Annotated in this window: 17 protein-coding genes and 1 other RNA gene; 10 read left to right on the top strand and 8 right to left on the bottom strand. The window is 61.8% G+C overall.

Features of this window, described 5'->3' with window-relative positions; genetic code table 11:
- Positions 1 to 6: 6 nt before the first annotated feature.
- From BM438_RS24690 to serC, 4 genes are all read right to left on the bottom strand, one after another.
- On the bottom strand, positions 7 to 948 hold the full coding sequence (locus BM438_RS24690; RefSeq protein ID WP_093639227.1) for a prephenate dehydrogenase: 942 nt from the start codon (positions 946 to 948) through the stop codon (positions 7 to 9).
- Positions 949 to 998: 50 nt separating this feature from the next.
- Positions 999 to 2,111 carry a histidinol-phosphate transaminase gene (gene hisC / locus BM438_RS24685; RefSeq protein ID WP_093639224.1) on the bottom strand — a complete coding sequence of 371 codons (1,113 nt, stop codon included), beginning with the start codon at positions 2,109 to 2,111 and terminating at the stop codon, positions 999 to 1,001.
- 81 nt (positions 2,112 to 2,192) lie between these two features.
- Positions 2,193 to 3,275, bottom strand: coding sequence for a prephenate dehydratase (gene pheA / locus BM438_RS24680; protein WP_093639221.1), 1,083 nt, complete (start codon positions 3,273 to 3,275; stop codon positions 2,193 to 2,195).
- Between the two features lie 78 nt (positions 3,276 to 3,353).
- A complete protein-coding gene (serC, locus tag BM438_RS24675; protein ID WP_093639299.1) occupies positions 3,354 to 4,436 on the bottom strand; it encodes a 3-phosphoserine/phosphohydroxythreonine transaminase in 1,083 nt (360 codons plus the stop codon).
- A 79-nt stretch (positions 4,437 to 4,515) separates the two neighbouring features.
- On the opposite strand from serC, the gene BM438_RS24670 reads away from it, so the two are divergent.
- On the top strand, positions 4,516 to 4,758 hold the full coding sequence (locus BM438_RS24670; RefSeq protein ID WP_093639218.1) for a hypothetical protein: 243 nt from the start codon (positions 4,516 to 4,518) through the stop codon (positions 4,756 to 4,758).
- A 5-nt stretch (positions 4,759 to 4,763) separates the two neighbouring features.
- Here the strand turns inward: BM438_RS24670 and BM438_RS24665 are convergent, their stop codons facing one another.
- Together BM438_RS24665 and gyrA are read right to left on the bottom strand one after the other, a co-directional pair.
- Positions 4,764 to 5,366, bottom strand: a complete 603-nt coding sequence (locus BM438_RS24665; protein WP_054037403.1) for a DUF2059 domain-containing protein — start codon at positions 5,364 to 5,366, stop codon at positions 4,764 to 4,766.
- Positions 5,367 to 5,489: 123 nt separating this feature from the next.
- Positions 5,490 to 8,126 carry a DNA gyrase subunit A gene (gene gyrA / locus BM438_RS24660; RefSeq protein WP_093639215.1) on the bottom strand — a complete coding sequence of 879 codons (2,637 nt, stop codon included), beginning with the start codon at positions 8,124 to 8,126 and terminating at the stop codon, positions 5,490 to 5,492.
- 492 nt (positions 8,127 to 8,618) lie between these two features.
- Between gyrA and ompA the strand changes: the two genes are divergently transcribed.
- The 5 genes from ompA to BM438_RS24635 all read left to right on the top strand — a co-directional run bounded on the left by ompA (position 8,619) and on the right by BM438_RS24635 (position 12,103).
- Positions 8,619 to 9,266: an outer membrane protein OmpA gene (gene ompA / locus BM438_RS24655; protein WP_054037229.1), complete on the top strand. Its 648-nt coding sequence runs from the start codon at positions 8,619 to 8,621 to the stop codon at positions 9,264 to 9,266.
- 217 nt (positions 9,267 to 9,483) lie between these two features.
- Entirely contained in the window at positions 9,484 to 10,182 is a 699-nt protein-coding gene (ubiG, locus tag BM438_RS24650) for a bifunctional 2-polyprenyl-6-hydroxyphenol methylase/3-demethylubiquinol 3-O-methyltransferase UbiG (RefSeq protein ID WP_093639212.1), read from the top strand.
- A gap of 33 nt (positions 10,183 to 10,215) precedes the next feature.
- Complete coding sequence (locus tag BM438_RS24645; protein ID WP_093639209.1) at positions 10,216 to 10,929, top strand: HAD family hydrolase; 714 nt, start codon at positions 10,216 to 10,218, stop codon at positions 10,927 to 10,929.
- A 181-nt stretch (positions 10,930 to 11,110) separates the two neighbouring features.
- Positions 11,111 to 11,480, top strand: a transfer-messenger RNA (tmRNA) gene (gene ssrA / locus BM438_RS24640).
- A 254-nt stretch (positions 11,481 to 11,734) separates the two neighbouring features.
- Positions 11,735 to 12,103 (top strand): COG4315 family predicted lipoprotein, encoded by a 369-nt coding sequence (locus tag BM438_RS24635; RefSeq protein WP_093639206.1) that lies wholly within the window; start codon positions 11,735 to 11,737, stop codon positions 12,101 to 12,103.
- 123 nt (positions 12,104 to 12,226) lie between these two features.
- Here BM438_RS24635 and BM438_RS24630 read toward each other — a convergent pair whose 3' ends face one another.
- Positions 12,227 to 12,493 carry a hypothetical protein gene (locus BM438_RS24630; protein ID WP_054037237.1) on the bottom strand — a complete coding sequence of 89 codons (267 nt, stop codon included), beginning with the start codon at positions 12,491 to 12,493 and terminating at the stop codon, positions 12,227 to 12,229.
- Between the two features lie 109 nt (positions 12,494 to 12,602).
- Positions 12,603 to 13,682 carry a substrate-binding domain-containing protein gene (locus BM438_RS24625; protein ID WP_093639202.1) on the bottom strand — a complete coding sequence of 360 codons (1,080 nt, stop codon included), beginning with the start codon at positions 13,680 to 13,682 and terminating at the stop codon, positions 12,603 to 12,605.
- Between the two features lie 134 nt (positions 13,683 to 13,816).
- Here BM438_RS24625 and BM438_RS24620 point away from each other — a divergent pair, with 134 nt between their 5' ends.
- The 4 genes from BM438_RS24620 to BM438_RS24605 are packed head-to-tail and all read left to right on the top strand — an operon-like array spanning position 13,817 to position 19,120.
- Complete coding sequence (locus tag BM438_RS24620) at positions 13,817 to 14,302, top strand: NAD(P)H-dependent oxidoreductase subunit E (RefSeq protein WP_093639199.1); 486 nt, start codon at positions 13,817 to 13,819, stop codon at positions 14,300 to 14,302.
- Positions 14,299 to 15,870 (top strand): formate dehydrogenase beta subunit, encoded by a 1,572-nt coding sequence (locus tag BM438_RS24615; RefSeq protein ID WP_093639196.1) that lies wholly within the window; start codon positions 14,299 to 14,301, stop codon positions 15,868 to 15,870. The genes BM438_RS24620 and BM438_RS24615 overlap by 4 nt, the downstream gene beginning before the upstream one ends.
- A gap of 14 nt (positions 15,871 to 15,884) precedes the next feature.
- Positions 15,885 to 18,860, top strand: coding sequence for a formate dehydrogenase subunit alpha (gene fdhF, locus BM438_RS24610; protein WP_093639193.1), 2,976 nt, complete (start codon positions 15,885 to 15,887; stop codon positions 18,858 to 18,860).
- A gap of 8 nt (positions 18,861 to 18,868) precedes the next feature.
- A complete protein-coding gene (locus BM438_RS24605) occupies positions 18,869 to 19,120 on the top strand; it encodes a formate dehydrogenase subunit delta (RefSeq protein ID WP_093639190.1) in 252 nt (83 codons plus the stop codon).
- The last annotated feature ends 8 nt before the right edge of the window (positions 19,121 to 19,128 follow it).

Below are 19,128 nucleotides of genomic sequence, written 5' to 3'. Positions count from 1 at the left end.
TTCCGGTTATTTCGAGGCGTCGCCGAGGGCGGCCCCTGCACTGCGCTGTTCCTGCCATTCGCTGCGCGCGACGCGCGAGCGCGCGAACACCGCTTCGAGCGCTGCGCCGTCGCCGGATTCGATCGCCGCGCGCAAGCGCGCGAGCACCGCCGTGTAGGCATCCAGTTCGTCGAGCAGCGCGGCGCGATTCGCCACGCACACATCGCGCCACATTTCCGGGCTCGACGCGGCGATACGCGTGAAGTCACGGAAGCCACCGGCGGCGAATGAAAATTTCAGCGCGGCGTCGGGCGAATTGAGAATCTGCTCGACCAGCGCGAACGACAAAACGTGCGGCAAATGGCTGACCGATGCGAGCACGCGATCATGCTGCTCGGGCGTCATCTCCCGCACACAAGCGCCGGTTGCACGCCACATCGCGGCAACGCGTTCGACCGCTTCCGGCGCGTTCTCCGGCAGCGGGCACAACACGACATTGCGATTCACATACAAATCGGGCAACGCCGCATCCGGGCCGCTCGCCTCACGGCCGGCAATCGGATGCCCCGGCACGAACTGGCCGATGCGTGCGCCGAGTGCCGCGCGCGCGGAAGCCACCACGTCCGACTTGGTGCTGCCGGCATCGGTGACGATCGTGCCTGCGTCGAGAAACGGCGCAATACGTTCGAGCAGAGGCTGTGTCTGCGCGACTGGTGCGGCAAGCAGCACGAAATCGGCGCCGGACAACGCCGCCCGCAACGCCGCGTCGTCACCCAACGCCGCGGTTTCATCGACCACACCCAACTCGAGCGCGCGCGCCGTCGACGCGGACGAACGCCCGACACCCACCACGGTTCGCGCGCCTGCCGCCTCACCCCGCTCACGCAACGCGCGCGCAAGCGATCCGCCGATCAGGCCGACACCGAAAATCACCAGCTTATTAAAAGAAAACGCGGCCACGTCGGTCACTGAAAAAGCGCGCCTTCAGAAAGTGAGGCGCGCGGGTCAAGGTCAACCGCTTACGCGGTGGCGAGCGTCTTTTCGAGCGCCGCGAGGAACGCTTCGTTTTCTTCCGGCAGGCCGATCGTGATGCGCAGCCACTGCGGCAAACCGTAGTTGCCGACCGGACGAACGATCACGCCCTGCTTGAGCAACGCGAGGTTGACGCGGTTGCCCGCTGCGTCGTCATTGCCGACGCGCACCAGCACGAAGTTGCCGTCCGACGGCACATACTCAAGGCCGAGTTTGTCGAACGCTTCGGTCAAAAGGCGATAGCCCTGCGCATTCAGGGCCGCGCTCTTTTCCAGAAACGCCTTGTCGTTCAGCGCTGCGATCGCCGCGGCTTGCGCCAGCGTGTTCACGTTGAACGGCTGACGCAGACGGTTCAGCAGATCGGTCAACTCCGGCTGCGCGATGGCGAAGCCGACACGCAGGCCGGCCAGGCCAAACGCCTTCGAGAACGTGCGCGAGACCAGCAGATTCGGATAGCGGCGCACCCACGCGATCGAGTCGTAGCGCTTTTCTTCCGGCAGATATTCCGTGTACGCCTCGTCGAGCACGACGACCACGTTGCGCGGCACCTTGTCGAGAAACGCTTCGAGCTTGGCGCCTTCGATGAACGTGCCAGTCGGGTTGTTCGGATTCGCGACGAAGATCAGGCGGGTGTCGCCGGTAATCGCGGCGAGCATCGCGTCGAGGTCGTGGCCATACTTGACGGCCGGTACGACGATCGCATTTGCGCCCACGCCTTGCGTGGCGAGCGCGTAGACCGCGAACGAGTACTGCGCGTAGACGATCGACTGACCCTTCTCGACGAACGCATGCGCGGCAATTTCGAGAATGTCGTTGCTGCCGTTGCCGAGCGTGACCCACTCGGCCGGCACCCCGTAGCGCTCGCTCAGCGCTGCCTTCAGTTCGAATGCATTCGCGTCCGGATAGCGGCCGAGTTCGCTGGCCGCTTGCGCCATGGCGCGTTGCGCCGATTCCGGCATGCCCAGCGGATTTTCGTTCGACGCGAGCTTCACGATGGTCGCTTCGTCGAGGCCAAACTCGCGGGCCACTTCCGAAATCGGCTTGCCGGCGATGTAAGGCGCGATCGCGCGCACATAGGAAGGACCGAAGGACGTTGTCATGAAAATCTCCGAACGACTAATTAGTAGTAAGTGGACCTGCGACAGGCGCGCCCAGACCGCGTGCGCGCGCCTGGGCCGACATCAACGGGCGCGCGGATACGAGCCGAGTATCTTCAGGAACGCGGCCTTCTGACCGAGTTCGGTGAGTGCGGCGGCAACCGCCGGCTCGTCGCGATGGCCTTCGACGTCGATATAGAAGTAGTACTCCCACGTGCCGACGCGCGCCGGACGCGACTCGAAACGGGTCATGGACACGCTGTGGCGCGCCAAGGGCTCCAGCAACTTGAACACGGCGCCCGGCTCGTTCGCCACGGAGACGATCAACGACGTCTGATCGTGCCCGCTGACGCCGGTGCGCTCCTTGCCGATCATCACGAAACGCGTGCGGTTGTGCGGATCGTCCTGGATCAGGGCGTACGCGACTTGCAGACCGTAATGAGTCGCCGCGCGGTCGCCTGCGATGGCCGCAACCGTCGGATCTTCCGCCGCCATGCGCGCGGCTTCGGCATTGCTCGACACCGCCTGACGCTCGAGATGCGGCGCGTTGGTCGCAAGCCAGCGCTGGCACTGGGCAAGCGCCTGCGCGTGCGCGCACACTCGCGTCACGCCAGTGAGGCCGCCGTTCAGCGTCAGGAGATTGTGGTGAATCGGCAAGGCAAGTTCGCCGCCGATCGTGAGCTGGGTTTGCAACAGCAGATCCAGCGTGCGCGACACCGCGCCTTCGGTCGAATTCTCGACCGGCACGACGCCGAATTCGGCGGCGCCTGCTTCGACCGAGCGAAATACTTCGTCGATCGACGGGCACGGCAGACCTTCGATCGACTGACCGAAGTACTCGTGCATCGCCTGTTCGCTGTACGTGCCAACCGGGCCAAGATACGCGGCCTTGATACTCTTTTCGAGCGCCCGGCTCGCGGCCATGATTTCGCGCCAGATCGCGCTGATATGCTCGCTGGCCAGCGGGCCCGCGCTCATATCCTGCAAGCGCGCGATCACCTGCTGCTCGCGCTCGGGGCGGAACACCGGTGCGTTGAAATGCTTCTTCACCTCGCCCACTTCGAGCGCCACCGCGGCACGCTGATTGAGAAGCGCGATCAGCTGCGCGTCGAGCGCGTCGATGCGTTCGCGAAGGGGTTTGAGTCGGGTATTGAGTTCGTCGTCCATGCGTGAAAACGGCCCTGCCGGTAGCTACTGCACAAATGCGTGCTGGAAAGGATGCGCGTGCCTGAATATCGAAGACGATCAGGCGCTGCGCTGTTCGAATTCCTTCATGTATTCGACAAGCGCTTTGACGCCTTCGAGCGGGACGGCGTTATAAATCGACGCCCGCATGCCGCCGACGGACTTGTGGCCCTTTAGCTGCACCATTCCCCGCGCTTTCGCGCCGGCCAGGAAATCTTCGTTGCGCGACTCGTCGGCGAGGAAAAACGGTACGTTCATCCGCGAGCGCGAGCCACGCTCGACCTTGTTCAGATAGAAGCTGCTCGAATCGATCGTGTCGTACAACAGCTTCGATTTCTCGAGGTTACGCGCTTCCATCGCGGTAAGGCCGCCCTGCTTCTTCAACCACTTGAACACCAGCCCCGCGATGTAGATCGCATACGTGGGCGGCGTGTTGTACATCGAGTTGTTCTCGGCGACGGTTTTCCATTCGAACGCCGACGGGCAGATCGCCTGCGCGCGGTCTAGCATATCTTCGCGGACGATCACGACGGTCACACCCGCCATGCCGATGTTCTTCTGCGCACCGCCAAACAGCACGCCGTATTTGGCAATGTCCATCGGGCGCGACAGGATGTGCGACGAGGCGTCCGCCACCAGCGGAATATCGCCGAGGTCGGGAATCTCGAACGTCTCGACGCCGTGAATCGTTTCGTTGGTGCACAGATGTACGTATGCCGGATCGTCCGACAACTGCCATTCCGAGCGCGCCGGTGCGCGCGTGAAGCCCTCGGCCGTTTGACCGCTCGCCGCCAGATGCACGGTGCCGTACTTTTGTGCTTCTTTCAGCGACTTTTGCGACCAGGAACCCGTCACGACGAAATCCGCGCGCGGTTTCGCGCCCATCAGATTCATCGGCACGATTGCGTTTTCGCCCAGACCGCCGCCTTGCAGGAACAGGATGCGGTGGCTGGCTGGCACCGCGAGCAAGTCGCGCAGATCGACGAGCGCCTCCTCGTGGATCGACATGAATTCTTTGCCGCGATGGCTCATTTCCATCACGCTCATGCCACTGCCGTGCCAATCGAGCATCTCGTCGGCTGCCTGACGCAGCACTTCTTCGGGCATGGCCGCGGGGCCGGCGGAGAAATTAAAGACGCGCATCGTGAGATCCTGGAAGCTGGCGCGAAAAACGAACAGATCGCGCAAAAATCGGCGAAGTTGGCAGCCGCGAAGGCAGCCATTGCAAAGCTTGCAACGCGAACTCGACAACGCGAGTTTGACGACGCGCGTTTGGCAATATTTCCGCACCCAAAAAGAAAATGGCCGTCTGCGCGTGTGCGCAAACGGCCATTATCGCATTGTCACCGCCAACCCGCCAAACCCGACACGCCATATGGCTTGCGGAGCGGCGGCTAGCGCGATGTCAGCGCAGCCTTTCGACCCTTTGGTTCAACTCGCCGGCTTTTTTAGCCAACTCATTTAACCAACTTACTTAGCCGGCTTGACCGAAGCGACTTCCTTGTCAGCCTGGTCGCGCGTTGCCTTGATCGATTGCGGCATGTACTTTTGCATCAAGCCATTCACGACGTCGCGGCCAACCTGGTCTTGCACCTGGATGAACTTGCGGCCAGTCGGGCTCTTGTAGAACGCGGTCAGATCCTTGATTTCCGACGTGCTGTAGTACTTCGCGTAAGCGTCGTACTGAGCTTGCATGGCGTCCTGGCGGAAGCTGTCCGTTGCGAACACTTGACCTGCGCCGTCAACCAGCTTCGGCACTGCGTTCTTTTGCAGCGTCGGGACGGAAGCCTGCTTCTGCTTGTCCGTCATCGTCTTGTTTTCGCTCAGGGCGTCCGACAGGATAGCCGGAACCAGCTGCTTGGCTTGCATCTGGGCGCTGTTGCCGATCGCGCCGACGAGCTTCTGTGCGTCGATTGCGTCCAGCAAGTCCTTGATTGCAGCCTGCTTGGCCGGATCAACCGGTGCAGCGGCAGCAGCCGGAGCCGCCGGGGCCGGGCTCTGAAGCGCTTGAGCCATAGCGAAGGTCGGCACGAGAGCAGCCAGCAACATCAGTTGTTTGAATCGTTTTTGCATCATTACTCCCTAAGAGAAATTAACTTGAACTGCAAGCTGCGCGGGATGCGTATCGGCCCGACACGCCATTGTTCCCTGCGCAGCTTTCAACCAATAACTGAGACTGAAAGCTGCCGACGCGAATCAGGCCGCACCACCGTCTTCACCGCCGTTGTCGCCTTCGGCAGGACCTTCGGTGTCGCCTTCCACATCGATATCTGCTTCCGCCTCAGCAACCTGTTGCAGACCTGAAAGCTTGGTCCCTTCGTCAAGGCTGATGAGTGTAACACCTTGGGTTGCGCGCCCCATTTCGCGGATTTCCGATACGCGCGTACGAATCAGCACGCCCGTATTGGTGATCAGCATGATCTGCGCTTCCTGATCCACCAGCGTCGCGGCGACGACCTTGCCGTTACGCTCCGACGTCTGGATCGCGATCATTCCCTTCGTGCCGCGCCCGTGACGCGTGTACTCGATGATCGGCGTGCGCTTGCCGTAGCCGTTTTCGGTTGCGGTCAACACCGACTGCTGCTCGTCGCCGGCCACCAGCAACGCAATCACGCTCTGGCCGTCTTCGAGTTGCATGCCGCGTACGCCACGCGCCTCGCGGCCCATCGGGCGCACGTCGTTCTCGTCGAAGCGAACTGCCTTGCCGGAATCCGAGAACAACATCACGTCATGCTGACCGTCTGTGATCGCGGCGCCGATCAGGTAGTCGCCGTCATCCAGACCGACCGCAATAATACCCTTGCGCAGCACGCGGCCAAAGGCTTCTAACGGCGTCTTTTTTACGGTTCCTAACGCGGTGCCCATAAAGACGAATTTGTCAGCCGAAAATTCCTTGACCGGCAAGACAACCGTAATCTTCTCGCCGTCCTGCAGCGGGAAGATATTGACGATCGGACGGCCGCGCGAGTTCCGTGAACCTTGCGGCACTTCGTAGACCTTCACGCTGTACACGCGACCACGATTCGAGAAGCACAGAATGTGATCGTGCGTGTTCGCGATGAACAGCGTGTCGATCCAGTCGTCTTCCTTCATCGCCGTGGCCTGTTTGCCGCGGCCGCCCCGCTTCTGCGCACTGTATTCGGACAACGGCTGCGATTTCACATAGCCCGCGTGCGACATGGTCACGACCATCTCTTGCGGCGTGATCAGGTCTTCGGTGTTCAGTTCGGTTGCGTTCAGCTCGATCTTCGAGCGGCGCGCGTCGCCGAATTCGGCTTTGATCGACGTCAGTTCCTCGACGATGATCGCCGTAATGCGTTCCGGGCGAGCCAGAATGTCCAGCAGGTCAGCGATTTGCGCCATCACTTCGCGGTACTCGCCGATGATCTTGTCCTGCTCCAGACCCGTCAGGCGTTGCAGACGCATCTGCAAGATTTCCTGAGCCTGGGTGTCGGACAAGCGGTAGAGGCCATCGGACTGCATACCGAACGACGGATTCAAACCGTCAGGGCGATAAGCCTCACGACCACCGGCCGACGCGTTTTCCGTCTCGGCGCGCGACAACATTTCGCGCACCAGCGATGAATCCCACGGACGCGCCATCAATTCCTGCTTGGCGATCGGCGGTGTCGGCGCGGCCTTGATGATCGCGATGAATTCGTCGATGTTGGCGAGCGCGACTGCCAGACCTTCGAGCACGTGACCGCGTTCGCGGGCCTTGCGCAGTTCGTATACAGTGCGCCGCGTCAGCACTTCCCGGCGATGCGACAGGAAGCACGCCAGCATTTCCTTCAGGTTCAGCAGCTTCGGCTGGCCGTCGACCAGCGCGACCATGTTCATGCCGAAGGTGTCCTGAAGCTGGGTCGCCTTATACAGATTGTTGAGAACCACTTCCGGCACTTCGCCGCGCTTCAGCTCGATCACGACGCGCATGCCGCTCTTGTCGGATTCGTCGCGGATATCGGAGATGCCTTCGAGCTTCTTCTCGTTGACCAGTTCGGCGATGCGCTCCAGAAGTGAGCGCTTGTTCACCTGGTACGGCAACTCGTCGACGATGATCGACATGCGTTGACCGCGGTCGATTTCCTCGAAGTGAGTGAGCGCGCGCATGACCACACGGCCGCGGCCGGTGCGGTAACCATCGCGCACGCCGGCCACGCCGTAGATGATGCCGGCGGTCGGGAAGTCAGGCGCCGGAATGATCTCGATCAGTTCGTCGATCGTGGCTTCCGGGTTTTTCAGCAGATGCTGACATGCGTCGACAACCTCGTTGAGGTTGTGCGGCGGGATGTTGGTCGCCATGCCGACCGCAATACCGGACGAGCCATTGATCAGCAGATTGGGAATACGCGCCGGCAGGATGGCCGGTTCGTTTTCGCTGCCGTCGTAGTTCGGCGTGAAGTCGACGGTTTCCTTGTCGATATCGGCCAGCAGCTCGTGGCCGATCTTTGCCATGCGGATTTCGGTGTACCGCATTGCCGCGGCGTTGTCGCCGTCGACCGAACCGAAGTTGCCCTGACCGTCCACCAGCATGTAGCGCAGCGAGAAGTTCTGCGCCATCCGGACGATGGTGTCGTAAACAGCCGTGTCGCCGTGCGGGTGATATTTACCGATGACGTCGCCGACGATACGCGCCGACTTCTTGTACGCCCGGTTCCAGTCGTTGTTCAGTTCGTGCATCGCGTACAGCACGCGCCGGTGCACCGGCTTCAGGCCATCGCGAACATCGGGAAGCGCACGCCCCACGATCACGCTCATCGCGTAATCGAGATACGAACGGCGCATTTCCTCCTCTAGGGAGATTGGCAGAGTCTCTTTGGCGAATTGATCCATTATCCGTATCTTTTACGTGCCAAGGCGACGGCGTGAAGCTGACCTCACCTCGCCGCGCCTTCGCGTAAGCATTGCAGGCGCAACGCATCACGCGATTCTAACATGCCGCGCATCCGCCCCCGGCTGGGGTACGTATACCTATTAGCAGACGAGCGGGAACGGCGCCTGAACGCCCCAAGATGAAGTCGGGGCAGGCTCGATTTGTGCGTGGGGCAATTCGCCGCTCAGCCATGACTGGCGGTGCCTACAGCGGATTGCTTCTGTTGCGCATGCACCACAATTGGAGGGTGATTTGATCGGGGGCAGATTTTTTTATCGTTGGAAGGGAACGATATGGCAAAATGCCAACGCACAAAGAGTTAGACACTGCTCGAAGTCTACACAGCACGTTTTTTGTTCTACACCGATGTTATACTTCGAGCAATGTATGACTTGTCTTCGTCAACAGGCTCGCAGTAAACCTGCGGTAATCTCAATTTCGAGAGGAGAAATATGAATAAACTTTCAAAGCTCGCGTTCATTGCAGCTACCGCAGTTATGGCTGCATCCGCCATGGCGCAATCGGTGCCGGCGTCGCGACAAGCTACGAACGACAACTGGGTGAATGGTACCGGCGAATACGTGTGGATGAACGGCACGAACGAGCTTTGCTGGCGCGATGCATTCTGGACGCCGGCAACGGCCAACGCTAAGTGCGATGGCGCCCTGGTTGCCCAGGCTCCGACCCCGCCGGCTCCGGTCGCACCTGCACCGGCTATTACGAGCCAAAAGATTACGTATCAAGCTGACGCTCTGTTCGACTTCGACAAGGCCATCCTGAAGCCGGCTGGCAAGGAAAAGCTGGACGATCTGGCATCGAAGGTCGGCTCGCTGAACCTGGAAGTCATCGTTGCAACGGGTTACACGGACCGTATCGGTTCGGACAAGTACAACGACCGCCTGTCGCTGCGCCGTGCTCAAGCTGTGAAGTCGTACCTCGTGAGCAAGGGCATCGAATCCAACCGTATCTATACGGAAGGCAAGGGCAAGCGCAACCCGGTCACGACCGGTTGCAACCAGAAGAACCACAAGCAACTCGTCGCTTGCCTCGCACCGGATCGTCGCGTGGAAGTCGAAGTTGTCGGTACTTCGAAGCAGTAAGCTACAAATTACCGCAGTATCAAAGCCCCGCTTCGGCGGGGCTTTTTTTATGCCGCAGCTGCGGGCGCCGCTCGCCTTCTCCTCCGAGCGCGCCCGACCCGCTGGAACAGGACGCACCAGCCACAGCGCGGCATTTTGCCGCCCCGTCGCCCGGCCTATATACTCAGGGTTTATCCTCGAGCGCCCGCTCAACGCTCTCATCGAGGCAGCTTCCGCTATGACCAACGCCGATCCCCACGAACTGCAGAAATTTAGCGACCTCGCGCATCGTTGGTGGGACCCGAATGCCGAATTCAAACCGCTGCATGAACTCAACCCGATTCGTCTAAGCTGGATCGACGCGCACGCACATCTCGCCGGCAAAACCGTGTTGGATATCGGCTGCGGCGGCGGCATTCTGTCGGAGTCGATGGCGGGATTGGGGGCGCATGTGAAGGGAATCGATCTGTCGACCCAAGCGCTCGGCGTGGCGGATCTTCACAGCCTTGAAAGTGGTGTAACCGTCAGTTACGAAGAAATCGCCGCCGAAGCACTCGCCGCCCGCGAACCGGGCACTTACGACGTCGTCACCTGCATGGAAATGCTCGAACACGTGCCCCAACCGGCCGCCATTGTCGAAGCATGCAAAACGCTCGTGAAACCCGGCGGCTGGGTGTTTTTCTCCACGCTGAACCGCAATGTGAAGTCGTATCTGTTTGCGGTGATCGGCGCCGAATATATCGCGCGGATGCTGCCCAAGGGTACGCACGACTACGCGCGCTTCATCCGCCCCTCGGAATTGGCCGGCTTTGTGCGCGCTGCCGACCTGCGTACGGTCGACATCAAAGGTATCGTTTATAACCCGCTCAGCAAGCACTTCACGCTGTCCGCCGACACGAGCGTGAACTACATGCTCGCCTGCCGCCGCGACGTCTGATCCGCCTCGACCTGCCCGGACTCAATCCAATCAATGAGCGATCCCACGCCCCTGCCCCAACGCGAAGACAACGACGACGCGCTCGGTCTTTGCCAGGCTGTCCTGTTCGACCTCGACGGCACGCTGGCCGACACCGCGCCCGATCTCGCGGCCGCAGTCAACAAGATGCGCCACGATCGCAGCCTCGAGATGGTGCCGCTCGAAGACCTGCGGCCGCTCGCGTCGGCGGGCGCGCGCGGTCTGATCGGGGGGGCGTTCGGCATCGGCCCTGACGATCACGAGTTCGCGTCGATGCGTGAGGAGTTTCTCGCCAACTATGAAGCGGACTTATGCATCGAGACCACGCTGTTTCCCGGCATTCCCGAATTGCTCGACGATCTCGATGCGCGGGGCGTGCGCTGGGGCATCGTGACGAACAAGGTGGCAAGGCTCACTGAGCCGCTGATCGCGCAACTCGGCCTCGAAGAGCGCGCCGGCTGCGTGGTGAGCGGCGACACGACCCCGCATTCGAAGCCGCACCCCGCGCCGCTGTTGCACGCCGCGCGTGAGCTGGATGTCGTGCCCGAGCGCATCGTCTACGTTGGCGACGACCTGCGCGACGTGCAGGCGGGTTTCGCGGCCGGCATGAAGACCATCGCGGCCGCCTATGGTTACTGCGGCAACGACATTCCGCCGACGCAATGGCACGCGCAGCATGTCGTGCACTCGCCCGCGGAGTTGCAGAAGCTGTTGCGCGACATCGGCTGAACCGCTGAACGCAAATAGCGAACACCACAGGCACGCCACACGCAATGCATGGCGGCGGCTTGCGGCTTCGCATTGACAGCGCACCAGCACACGGCCAGCCATCAAGCCAATCACCCAGGACGTGGCCGTCAAACTATTGTAAAATCTCCGTCTGGCCCAGATGTTTTGGGCAACGAACCGCGGGGGCGACCTGGTTTCGACAGGGGTTGCGAAGCGGCTAGGGCATACCGAGGACCCGTCACCTCGTTAATCAATGGGAAAAACGTAACTGCAAACGACGAAACGTTCGCACTGGCAGCCTAAGGGCCGCCGTCCTCTGCCTAGTTCACTGACGGGCTAGAGTCGCAAGACCGGTAGCAATACCGACAGAGGTCATATACGTCAGTTAAGTCTTGGTGGCGTCACGACGCCAAGGTCGAAAATCTAGTGAATCGCCGTCACGCAGCGTGTTCGTCCGCGTCGTGGTGGTTAAATCAAATGACAGAACTAAGTATGTAGAACTAGTCGTAGAGTGCTTCTGGACGCGGGTTCGATTCCCGCCGCCTCCACCAGAACATCGTTTCAAGCTGCATCATCAAGACTCAAAACCCGTAAGCGGCCTGCTGCTTGCGGGTTTTTTGTTGCCTGCGCATAAAACAGAAGGCCCGCTCATCGAGCGGGCCTTTTTGCTGGCGCGTATGGCGGGTGTCGAAAAAAGCCGCGTGAGGCCAAGGGAATAAACGCATCCGTCCAATCGTTTATTCCGCACGCACGACCGCACACTGCGTTCCGCGCGAGACCAACATCAAAACCAGGAGCCGACATCATGCGCAAGACTCTCTTATGCCTCACCACGCTGACTCTCCTCGCACTGCAACAGACTGCTTTTGCCGAGGCCCCGAAGATCGTCGACGGCCGCTTCGTCACCGCGGACGGCATGACGCTCTATACCTTCGACAAAGACACCAAGCCCGGCATGAGCGCCTGCACCGGCGGCTGCATGACTAACTGGCCGGCAGCCATGGCGAGCACGTCGGACAAGCCCTCAGGCGACTGGACCGTGATTCCTTCGGCCGACGGCAAACAGCAATGGGCTTATAAAGGACATCCGCTGTATCGCTACGCGGCCGACAAGCAAGCGGGCGACATGAAGGGGGACGGCTTCAAGGACATGTGGCACACGGCGAAGCCATAACCGACAGCCGCTGAACGATGGGCCAGAACCGAGAGACTTTATAAAAAAACTTAAACGAAAAACGCCGGCTGCAAGCCGGCGTCTCGAACGAATACAAAACGGAACACGAAAGCGCTGATTCGCTTATTCGTCTTTAGGACACTGCAAATTACACCCGTTCGGATCGCCATTGTCGCCGCGCTTGCGCATGGCTGATTTTTTGTTGGACTGGTATTTGTCCGAGGGCGCGGACGCCGCAAACGGCATCTGCGGATGTTCGGCAAGACGGAACTGATCTTGCAGGATACCGCCCGGCACACCCGGCGAATTCTGTGCGAAAGCAACCGAAGCGGTGGCGAGAAGCACCCCGGCCGTCGCTGCCGCAGCACATGCGTGAAGAAGAACTTTCATATCGGTTCAGCGCGGCGTAGCGCGCGGTTAAGGCGTAAGCGGAAGGATAGAGATTATCCCAAACAAACGCCCCTCGCAGCGGCGACGGCACCAATTTGTTTACAGTCGCTTACGCCGCACCAGGGCCTAGCCCCGCATCGAGATCGAGCAGCTTGCCGCAGTCGCGTGGATCGTAACCTTCGAGCTGTTCAACGCTATGCCGAAATGCCGCGCCGCGCAGCAAGTTGATCACCGTTGCGAGCGGCGCGCGCTCCAGCCGGGCGCGGTCGCAGGCGAAGTAATAGTCTTCGTCGACGATCGGAATGAAGTCGAGCCCGAAGTGATGCGCTGCCGGCTCGACGCCGAAACCCACATCCGCCATGCCGCTTGCCACGAACGCCGCGATCGCCGAGTGCGTGAGTTCCGCCGATGCATAGCCGTTGACCCGATCCGGATCGACTCCGACTTTTCGTAGCGCGAGATCGAGCAGCATGCGCGTGCCGGAACCAGGCTGACGATTGACGAAGCGAATGTCGTCGCGCGCGAGATCGCTCAGGCCGCCGATGCCCTTTGGATTTCCCTTGCCGAGAAAGAGGCCCTGCTTGCGCTTCGTGAGATGCACAAGCACGTGGCGCTGCGGATCGAGCCAACGTCGATAGGTATCCGCGCAGGCCGCGCGAAACTCGCCTAGCGGCAAGTGAAAACCGGCCAGATCACATTCGCCCCGGGCGAGCGCGCTCACCGCGTCCGCGCTGTCGCGGTATTTGATATCGACCGGGAGGTCGTTCGCGACCAATGCCGTCACCAGCGCCGCCACGGCGTAACCGTGCGACGCGTAGATCCGCACGTCGTCGGCGGCCGGCGCGAGCCAGCGGTTCAATTCGCTGGCGACTTCGCTCGCGAGCGCCTGCATGTTGCCGTCGAGCCGCTCGCCGCACAGACGCTGCGCGCGCAACACGGCCTGCCCGAGCTCGGACAGCACCGAGCCGCGTCCACGCTCCTTCGCGATCAGCGGACCACCCAAACGCTCCTCGATGCTGCGCAACAAACCCCACGCGTGACGGTAGGACAAACCCTTAAGCGTCGCCGCCTGCGCGATGCTGCCAGACTCGTCCACCAGCGCGAGCAACGGCACGACGTCCGACAGGCTTGCCTCACGGCCATCCGGGCCCTTCACAACCAGCTGCGCCTGGCACTCGATCCTGATCATATATGTTCAACTCTTTCCTATTGCATGAGGCGAATCACCCGCCTATTGTTCGGCTATCCCATATCGAATATACGAAGCATAAGTGCACGCATTATGAATAACAAGTGCATATATGACTTTGGAGGAGCCCCCACTTGGACGATTCCATCGCCGTCGCGCCGGAGCAGTTGGTGCAGCGTCACGCGCAACCGGGCAGGTCGCTGCTAGCGGTACTGCACGCCATTCAGGACGAACTCGGCTACGTGCCGCCCGACACGGTTGCGCCTCTCGCGCGTGCCATGAACCTGTCGCGCGCGGAAGTGCATGGCGTCATCACCTACTACCACCACTTCCGCACGCAGCCCGCGGCGCCCGTCACGGTGCAACTGTGCCGCGCCGAAGCATGCCGCAGCATGGGCACCGAGGCGCTCGCGCAGCATATCGAAGCGCATACCGGCTGCCGTTTTGACGCGGAGCATCGGCATGGTGAGACGGTCGAACTGGAATCGGTCTACTGCCTCGGACAATGCGCGCTGTCGCCGGCGATGATGGTCAACGGCACCCTGCACGCGAAAGTGACACCGCAAAAATTCGACGCGCTCTTTGCCGCCGCCAGCAAATGTGTGGAGGTAACGGCATGACGCGCATTTACGTTCCCTGCGATTCGTCGGCGCTTGCGCTCGGCGCCGATGCACTGGCTCAAGCGATCGAATCCGAAGCCGCACGCCGCGGCATTGCAATCGAACTGGTTCGCAACGGTTCCCGCGGTTTGCTGTGGCTCGAACCGCTCGTCGAAGTGGCGACAGCTGAAGGCCGCATCGGCTATGCGAACATCGAAGAGAGCGACGTTGCCGCGCTGTTCGACGCCGGCTTCATCGAAGGTGGCGAGCATTCCCGCCGTGTCGGTGTGGTCGATGACATCCCGTATCTGAAGAAGCAGCAGCGCCTGACCTTCGCGCGGATCGGCATCACGGATCCGCTGTCCGTCGACGATTACGTCGCCCACGGCGGTCTCGAAGGTCTCAAGCAAGCCCTGCAAACCGACGGCGACGCCGCCTGCGAAGCGCTGATCGAATCCGGCCTGCGCGGCCGCGGCGGTGCAGCCTTCCCTGCCGGCATCAAATGGCGCACGGTGCGCGGCGCCAAAGCGGCGCAGAAATACATCGTCTGCAATGCGGACGAAGGCGACTCCGGCACCTTCTCCGACCGCCTCGTGATGGAAAGCGATCCGTACGTGCTGATCGAAGGGATGATCATCGCGGGCGTCGTGACCGGCGCGACAGTCGGCTACATCTACGTGCGCAGCGAATATCCGCACTCGATCGCGACGCTCGAAGCCGCGATCGCGAAAGCACGCGCCGCCGGTTGGCTCGGCGATAGCGTGCTCGGCTCGGCGGCGCATCGCTTCGAACTGTTCGTCGCGAAGGGCGCAGGCGCCTATGTCTGCGGCGAGGAAACCGCGCTGCTCGAATCGCTCGAAGGCAAACGCGGCATTGTGCGCGCGAAGCCGCCGGTGCCGGCGCTAGTCGGACTTTACGGCCAGCCGACGGTGATCAACAACGTCATCACACTCGCGACGGTGCCGATCATCTTCGCGCGTGGCGCTACTTTCTATAAAGATTTCGGCATGGGCCGTTCGCGTGGCACGCTGCCGTTCCAGCTCGCCGGCAATGTGAAGCAAGGCGGTCTGGTCGAGCTGGCGTTCGGCGTCACGCTGCGCGAATTGCTCTACGACTACGGCGGTGGCACGGCAAGCGGACGCCCGGCGCGCGCCGTGCAGGTTGGCGGCCCGCTCGGCACGTATCTGCCGGAAAGCCAGTGGGACATCCCCATGGACTACGAAGCGTACGCGGCCGTCGGCGCGGTGGTCGGCCACGGCGGCATCGTCGTGCATGACGACACGTCGAATCTCGCCGAACTCGCGCAGTACGCGATGCACTTCTGTGCGCTGGAATCGTGCGGCAAATGCACGCCGTGCCGGATCGGCTCGACGCGCGGCGTCGAAGTGATCGGACGGATCCGCAATGGCGATACGTCCACGCGGCAAGTGCAGTTGTTGCGCGATCTGTGCGACACGATGGTATCCGGTTCGCTCTGCGCGATGGGCGGCATGACGCCGTTCCCGGTGTTGTCCGCGCTCGACCATTTCCCCGAAGACTTCGGTCTCGACAACGTACACGACCTCGCGCCCAAAGCGGCTGCGGCCTGACCCAGGAGCCTCACATGTCCGATGTGCTCAACTCCCCTGCCGGTACCCCGAAGGAAGTCCCTTTGAGTGGCGGCTGCGGCTCCGGTAATTGCGCGTGCAAATCGCAAGCACAAGCGCAACGTGCGCCCCGTTCGTTCTTTGACGACACCGACTACGGCACGCCCGCGCGTCATGCCGACGTCGACGTCACGCTGGAAATCGACGGCCAGGCAGTGACGGTTCCGGCCGGCACTTCCGTGATGCGCGCCGCCGTCGAAGCCGGTGTCAACGTGCCCAAGCTCTGCGCAACCGATTCGCTCGAACCGTTCGGCTCGTGCCGTTTGTGCCTCGTCGAGATCGAAGGCAAGCGCGGCTACCCCGCTTCGTGCACGACGCCTGTCGAAGCCGGCATGAAGGTCCGCACGCAAACCGATCGTCTGCAATCGCTCCGCCGTAACGTGATGGAGTTGTACATCTCCGATCACCCGCTCGACTGCCTGACCTGTCCCGCCAACGGCGACTGCGAATTGCAGGACATGGCGGGTGTCACCGGCTTGCGCGAAGTACGCTACGGCTTTGACGGCGCGAACCATCTGAAGGACAAGAAGGACGTATCGAATCCGTACTTCACGTACGATCCATCGAAGTGCATCGTCTGCAATCGCTGCGTGCGCGCGTGTGAAGAAACGCAAGGCACGTTCGCGCTGACCATCGCCGGGCGCGGTTTCGAATCACGCGTCGCCGCGAGCGAAAACAAGCCGTTCATGGAATCGGAGTGCGTATCGTGCGGCGCGTGCGTCGCCGCGTGCCCGACCGCGACCTTGCAGGAAAAGACCGTCATCATGCTCGGCCAGGCCGAGCATTCGGTCGTCACCACGTGCGCGTATTGTGGTGTGGGCTGCTCGTTCAAGGCGGAGATGAAGGGCAACCAGGTCGTGCGGATGGTGCCGCACAAGAACGGTCAGGCCAACGAAGGCCACGCGTGCGTGAAGGGCCGCTTCGCCTGGGGCTACGCGACGCACAAGGACCGCATCACCAAGCCGATGATCCGCGCGAAGATCACGGATCCGTGGCGTGAAGTCAGCTGGGAAGAAGCGCTCACGTACGCGGCGTCGGAATTCCGCCGCATTCAGGCGAAGCACGGCCGCGATTCGATCGGCGGCATCACGTCGTCGCGCTGCACAAATGAAGAAACGTATCTCGTACAGAAGCTCGTGCGCGCCGCGTTCGGCAACAACAACGTCGACACCTGCGCACGTGTGTGCCATTCGCCGACCGGCTACGGTCTGAAGACCACGCTCGGCGAATCGGCCGGCACGCAAACCTTCGCCTCGGTCGACAAGGCGGACGTCATCATGGTGATCGGCGCGAATCCGACCGACGGCCACCCGGTGTTCGGCTCGCGCATGAAGCGCCGCATCCGTGAAGGCGCGAAATTGATCGTGGTCGATCCGCGCCGCATCGATATCGTCGATACGCCGCACGTCAAAGCGTCGCATCATTTGCAATTGCGTCCGGGCACCAACGTCGCGGTGGTCAATGCGCTCGCGCATGTGATCGTGACCGAAGGCTTGCTGAACGAAACGTTCATTGCCGAGCGCTGCGAAACGCGCGCGTTCGAGCAATGGCGTGCGTTCGTCGCCCTGCCCGAGAATGCCCCGGAAGCGACGGAGGAACTCACCGGCGTGCCCGCCGCGTCCATCCGCGAAGCCGCGCGCATCTATGCCACCGGCGGCAACGCCGCGATCTATTACGGCCTCGGCGTCACCGAACACGCGCAAGGTTCGACGATGGTGATGGGTATCGCGAATCTGGCGATGGCCACCGGCAACATCGGCCGCGAAGGTGTCGGCGTGAACCCGCTGCGTGGCCAGAACAACGTGCAGGGTTCGTGCGACATGGGCTCGTTCCCGCACGAACTGCCGGGCTATCGCCACATCAGCGATTCGATCACGCGCGCCTTGTTCGAGGAAGCATGGAACGTCACGCTGCAGCCCGAACCGGGCCTGCGCATTCCGAATATGTTCGACGCCGCCGTGCACGGCACCTTTAAGGGCCTGTACTGCCAGGGCGAAGACATCGTGCAATCCGATCCGAACACGCATCACGTGTCGGCCGCGCTGTCTTCGATGGAATGCATCGTCGTGCAGGACATTTTCCTCAACGAGACCGCGAAGTACGCGCACGTGCTGCTGCCGGGCTCGTCGTTCCTCGAAAAGGACGGTACCTTCACCAACGCGGAACGTCGCATTTCGCGCGTGCGCAAGGTGATGCCGCCGGTGCCGGGTTACGCCGACTGGGAAGTCACGGTGATGCTCGCGCGCGCACTCGGTTATGAAATGGACTACGCGCATCCGTCGCAGATCATGGACGAAATCGCACGTCTCACGCCGACCTTCCATGGTGTGTCGTACAAGAAGCTCGACGAACTCGGCAGCATCCAGTGGCCATGCAACGAGAACGCGCCCGACGGTACGCCGACCATGCACATCGACACCTTCGTGCGCGGCAAGGGCAAGTTCGTGATCACGAAGTTCATCGCCACGCCGGAAAAGGTCACGCGCAAGTTCCCGCTGCTGCTCACCACGGGCCGCATCCTGTCGCAGTACAACGTCGGCGCACAGACGCGCCGCACCGAGAATTCGCGCTGGCATGACGAAGACCGTCTCGAGATCCATCCACACGACGCGGAAGAACGCGGTATCAGGAATGACGATTGGGTCGGCATCGAATCGCGCGCGGGACAAACCGTGTTGCGCGCGAAGGTGACCGAGCGGATGCAGCCGGGTGTCGTCTACACGACGTTCCACTTCCCCGAATCGGGCGCGAACGTGATCACCACCGATAGCTCGGACTGGGCCACCAACTGTCCCGAGTACAAGGTGACGGCGGTGCAGGTGATGCCGGTCGAACAGCCGTCGCAATGGCAGCAGGACTATTCGCGCTTCAACACGGAGCAGCTCGATCTGCTGAAGCAGCGCGAGTTGGCCAACGCAACGTCGGGTAAGTGAGGCAAGCCATGGACAATCAGAATCTGATCGACATGGCGAACCGGATCGGCGACTTTTTCGATTCGATGCCGGATCGTGAGGAAGCGCTCGCCGGCATCGCCGATCATATCCGCCGCTTCTGGGAGCCGCGCATGCGGCGCGCTTTGCTGGCGGAACTCGATGAGCCGGATGCGAGCGGCGTCGAGATGTCGGGCATCGTCAGGGAAGCACTCGTCAAGCATCGTGACAGCTTGACGCCCGCTGCGGCGGCTGCGGTTTAAGCGAAGGG

The sequence above is a fragment of the Paraburkholderia aspalathi genome, assembly GCF_900116445.1.
Taxonomy (GTDB): domain Bacteria; phylum Pseudomonadota; class Gammaproteobacteria; order Burkholderiales; family Burkholderiaceae; genus Paraburkholderia; species Paraburkholderia aspalathi.
The sequence above is the reverse complement of the archived record's forward strand: the minus strand, read 5'-3'. Positions and strand labels throughout refer to the sequence as shown.

Coding starts and splice junctions, on each gene's coding strand:
- BM438_RS24630 (WP_054037237.1), bottom strand. CDS start 12,493: ATGAAAGTTCTTCTTCACGCATGTGCTGCGGCAGCGACGGCCGGGGTG.
- BM438_RS24645 (WP_093639209.1), top strand. CDS start 10,216: ATGAGCGATCCCACGCCCCTGCCCCAACGCGAAGACAACGACGACGCG.
- gyrA (WP_093639215.1), bottom strand. CDS start 8,126: ATGGATCAATTCGCCAAAGAGACTCTGCCAATCTCCCTAGAGGAGGAA.
- ompA (WP_054037229.1), top strand. CDS start 8,619: ATGAATAAACTTTCAAAGCTCGCGTTCATTGCAGCTACCGCAGTTATG.
- ubiG (WP_093639212.1), top strand. CDS start 9,484: ATGACCAACGCCGATCCCCACGAACTGCAGAAATTTAGCGACCTCGCG.
- BM438_RS24625 (WP_093639202.1), bottom strand. CDS start 13,682: ATGATCAGGATCGAGTGCCAGGCGCAGCTGGTTGTGAAGGGCCCGGAT.
- BM438_RS24635 (WP_093639206.1), top strand. CDS start 11,735: ATGCGCAAGACTCTCTTATGCCTCACCACGCTGACTCTCCTCGCACTG.
- BM438_RS24615 (WP_093639196.1), top strand. CDS start 14,299: ATGACGCGCATTTACGTTCCCTGCGATTCGTCGGCGCTTGCGCTCGGC.
- fdhF (WP_093639193.1), top strand. CDS start 15,885: ATGTCCGATGTGCTCAACTCCCCTGCCGGTACCCCGAAGGAAGTCCCT.
- serC (WP_093639299.1), bottom strand. CDS start 4,436: ATGCGCGTCTTTAATTTCTCCGCCGGCCCCGCGGCCATGCCCGAAGAA.
- BM438_RS24665 (WP_054037403.1), bottom strand. CDS start 5,366: ATGCAAAAACGATTCAAACAACTGATGTTGCTGGCTGCTCTCGTGCCG.
- hisC (WP_093639224.1), bottom strand. CDS start 2,111: ATGACAACGTCCTTCGGTCCTTCCTATGTGCGCGCGATCGCGCCTTAC.
- pheA (WP_093639221.1), bottom strand. CDS start 3,275: ATGGACGACGAACTCAATACCCGACTCAAACCCCTTCGCGAACGCATC.
- BM438_RS24605 (WP_093639190.1), top strand. CDS start 18,869: ATGGACAATCAGAATCTGATCGACATGGCGAACCGGATCGGCGACTTT.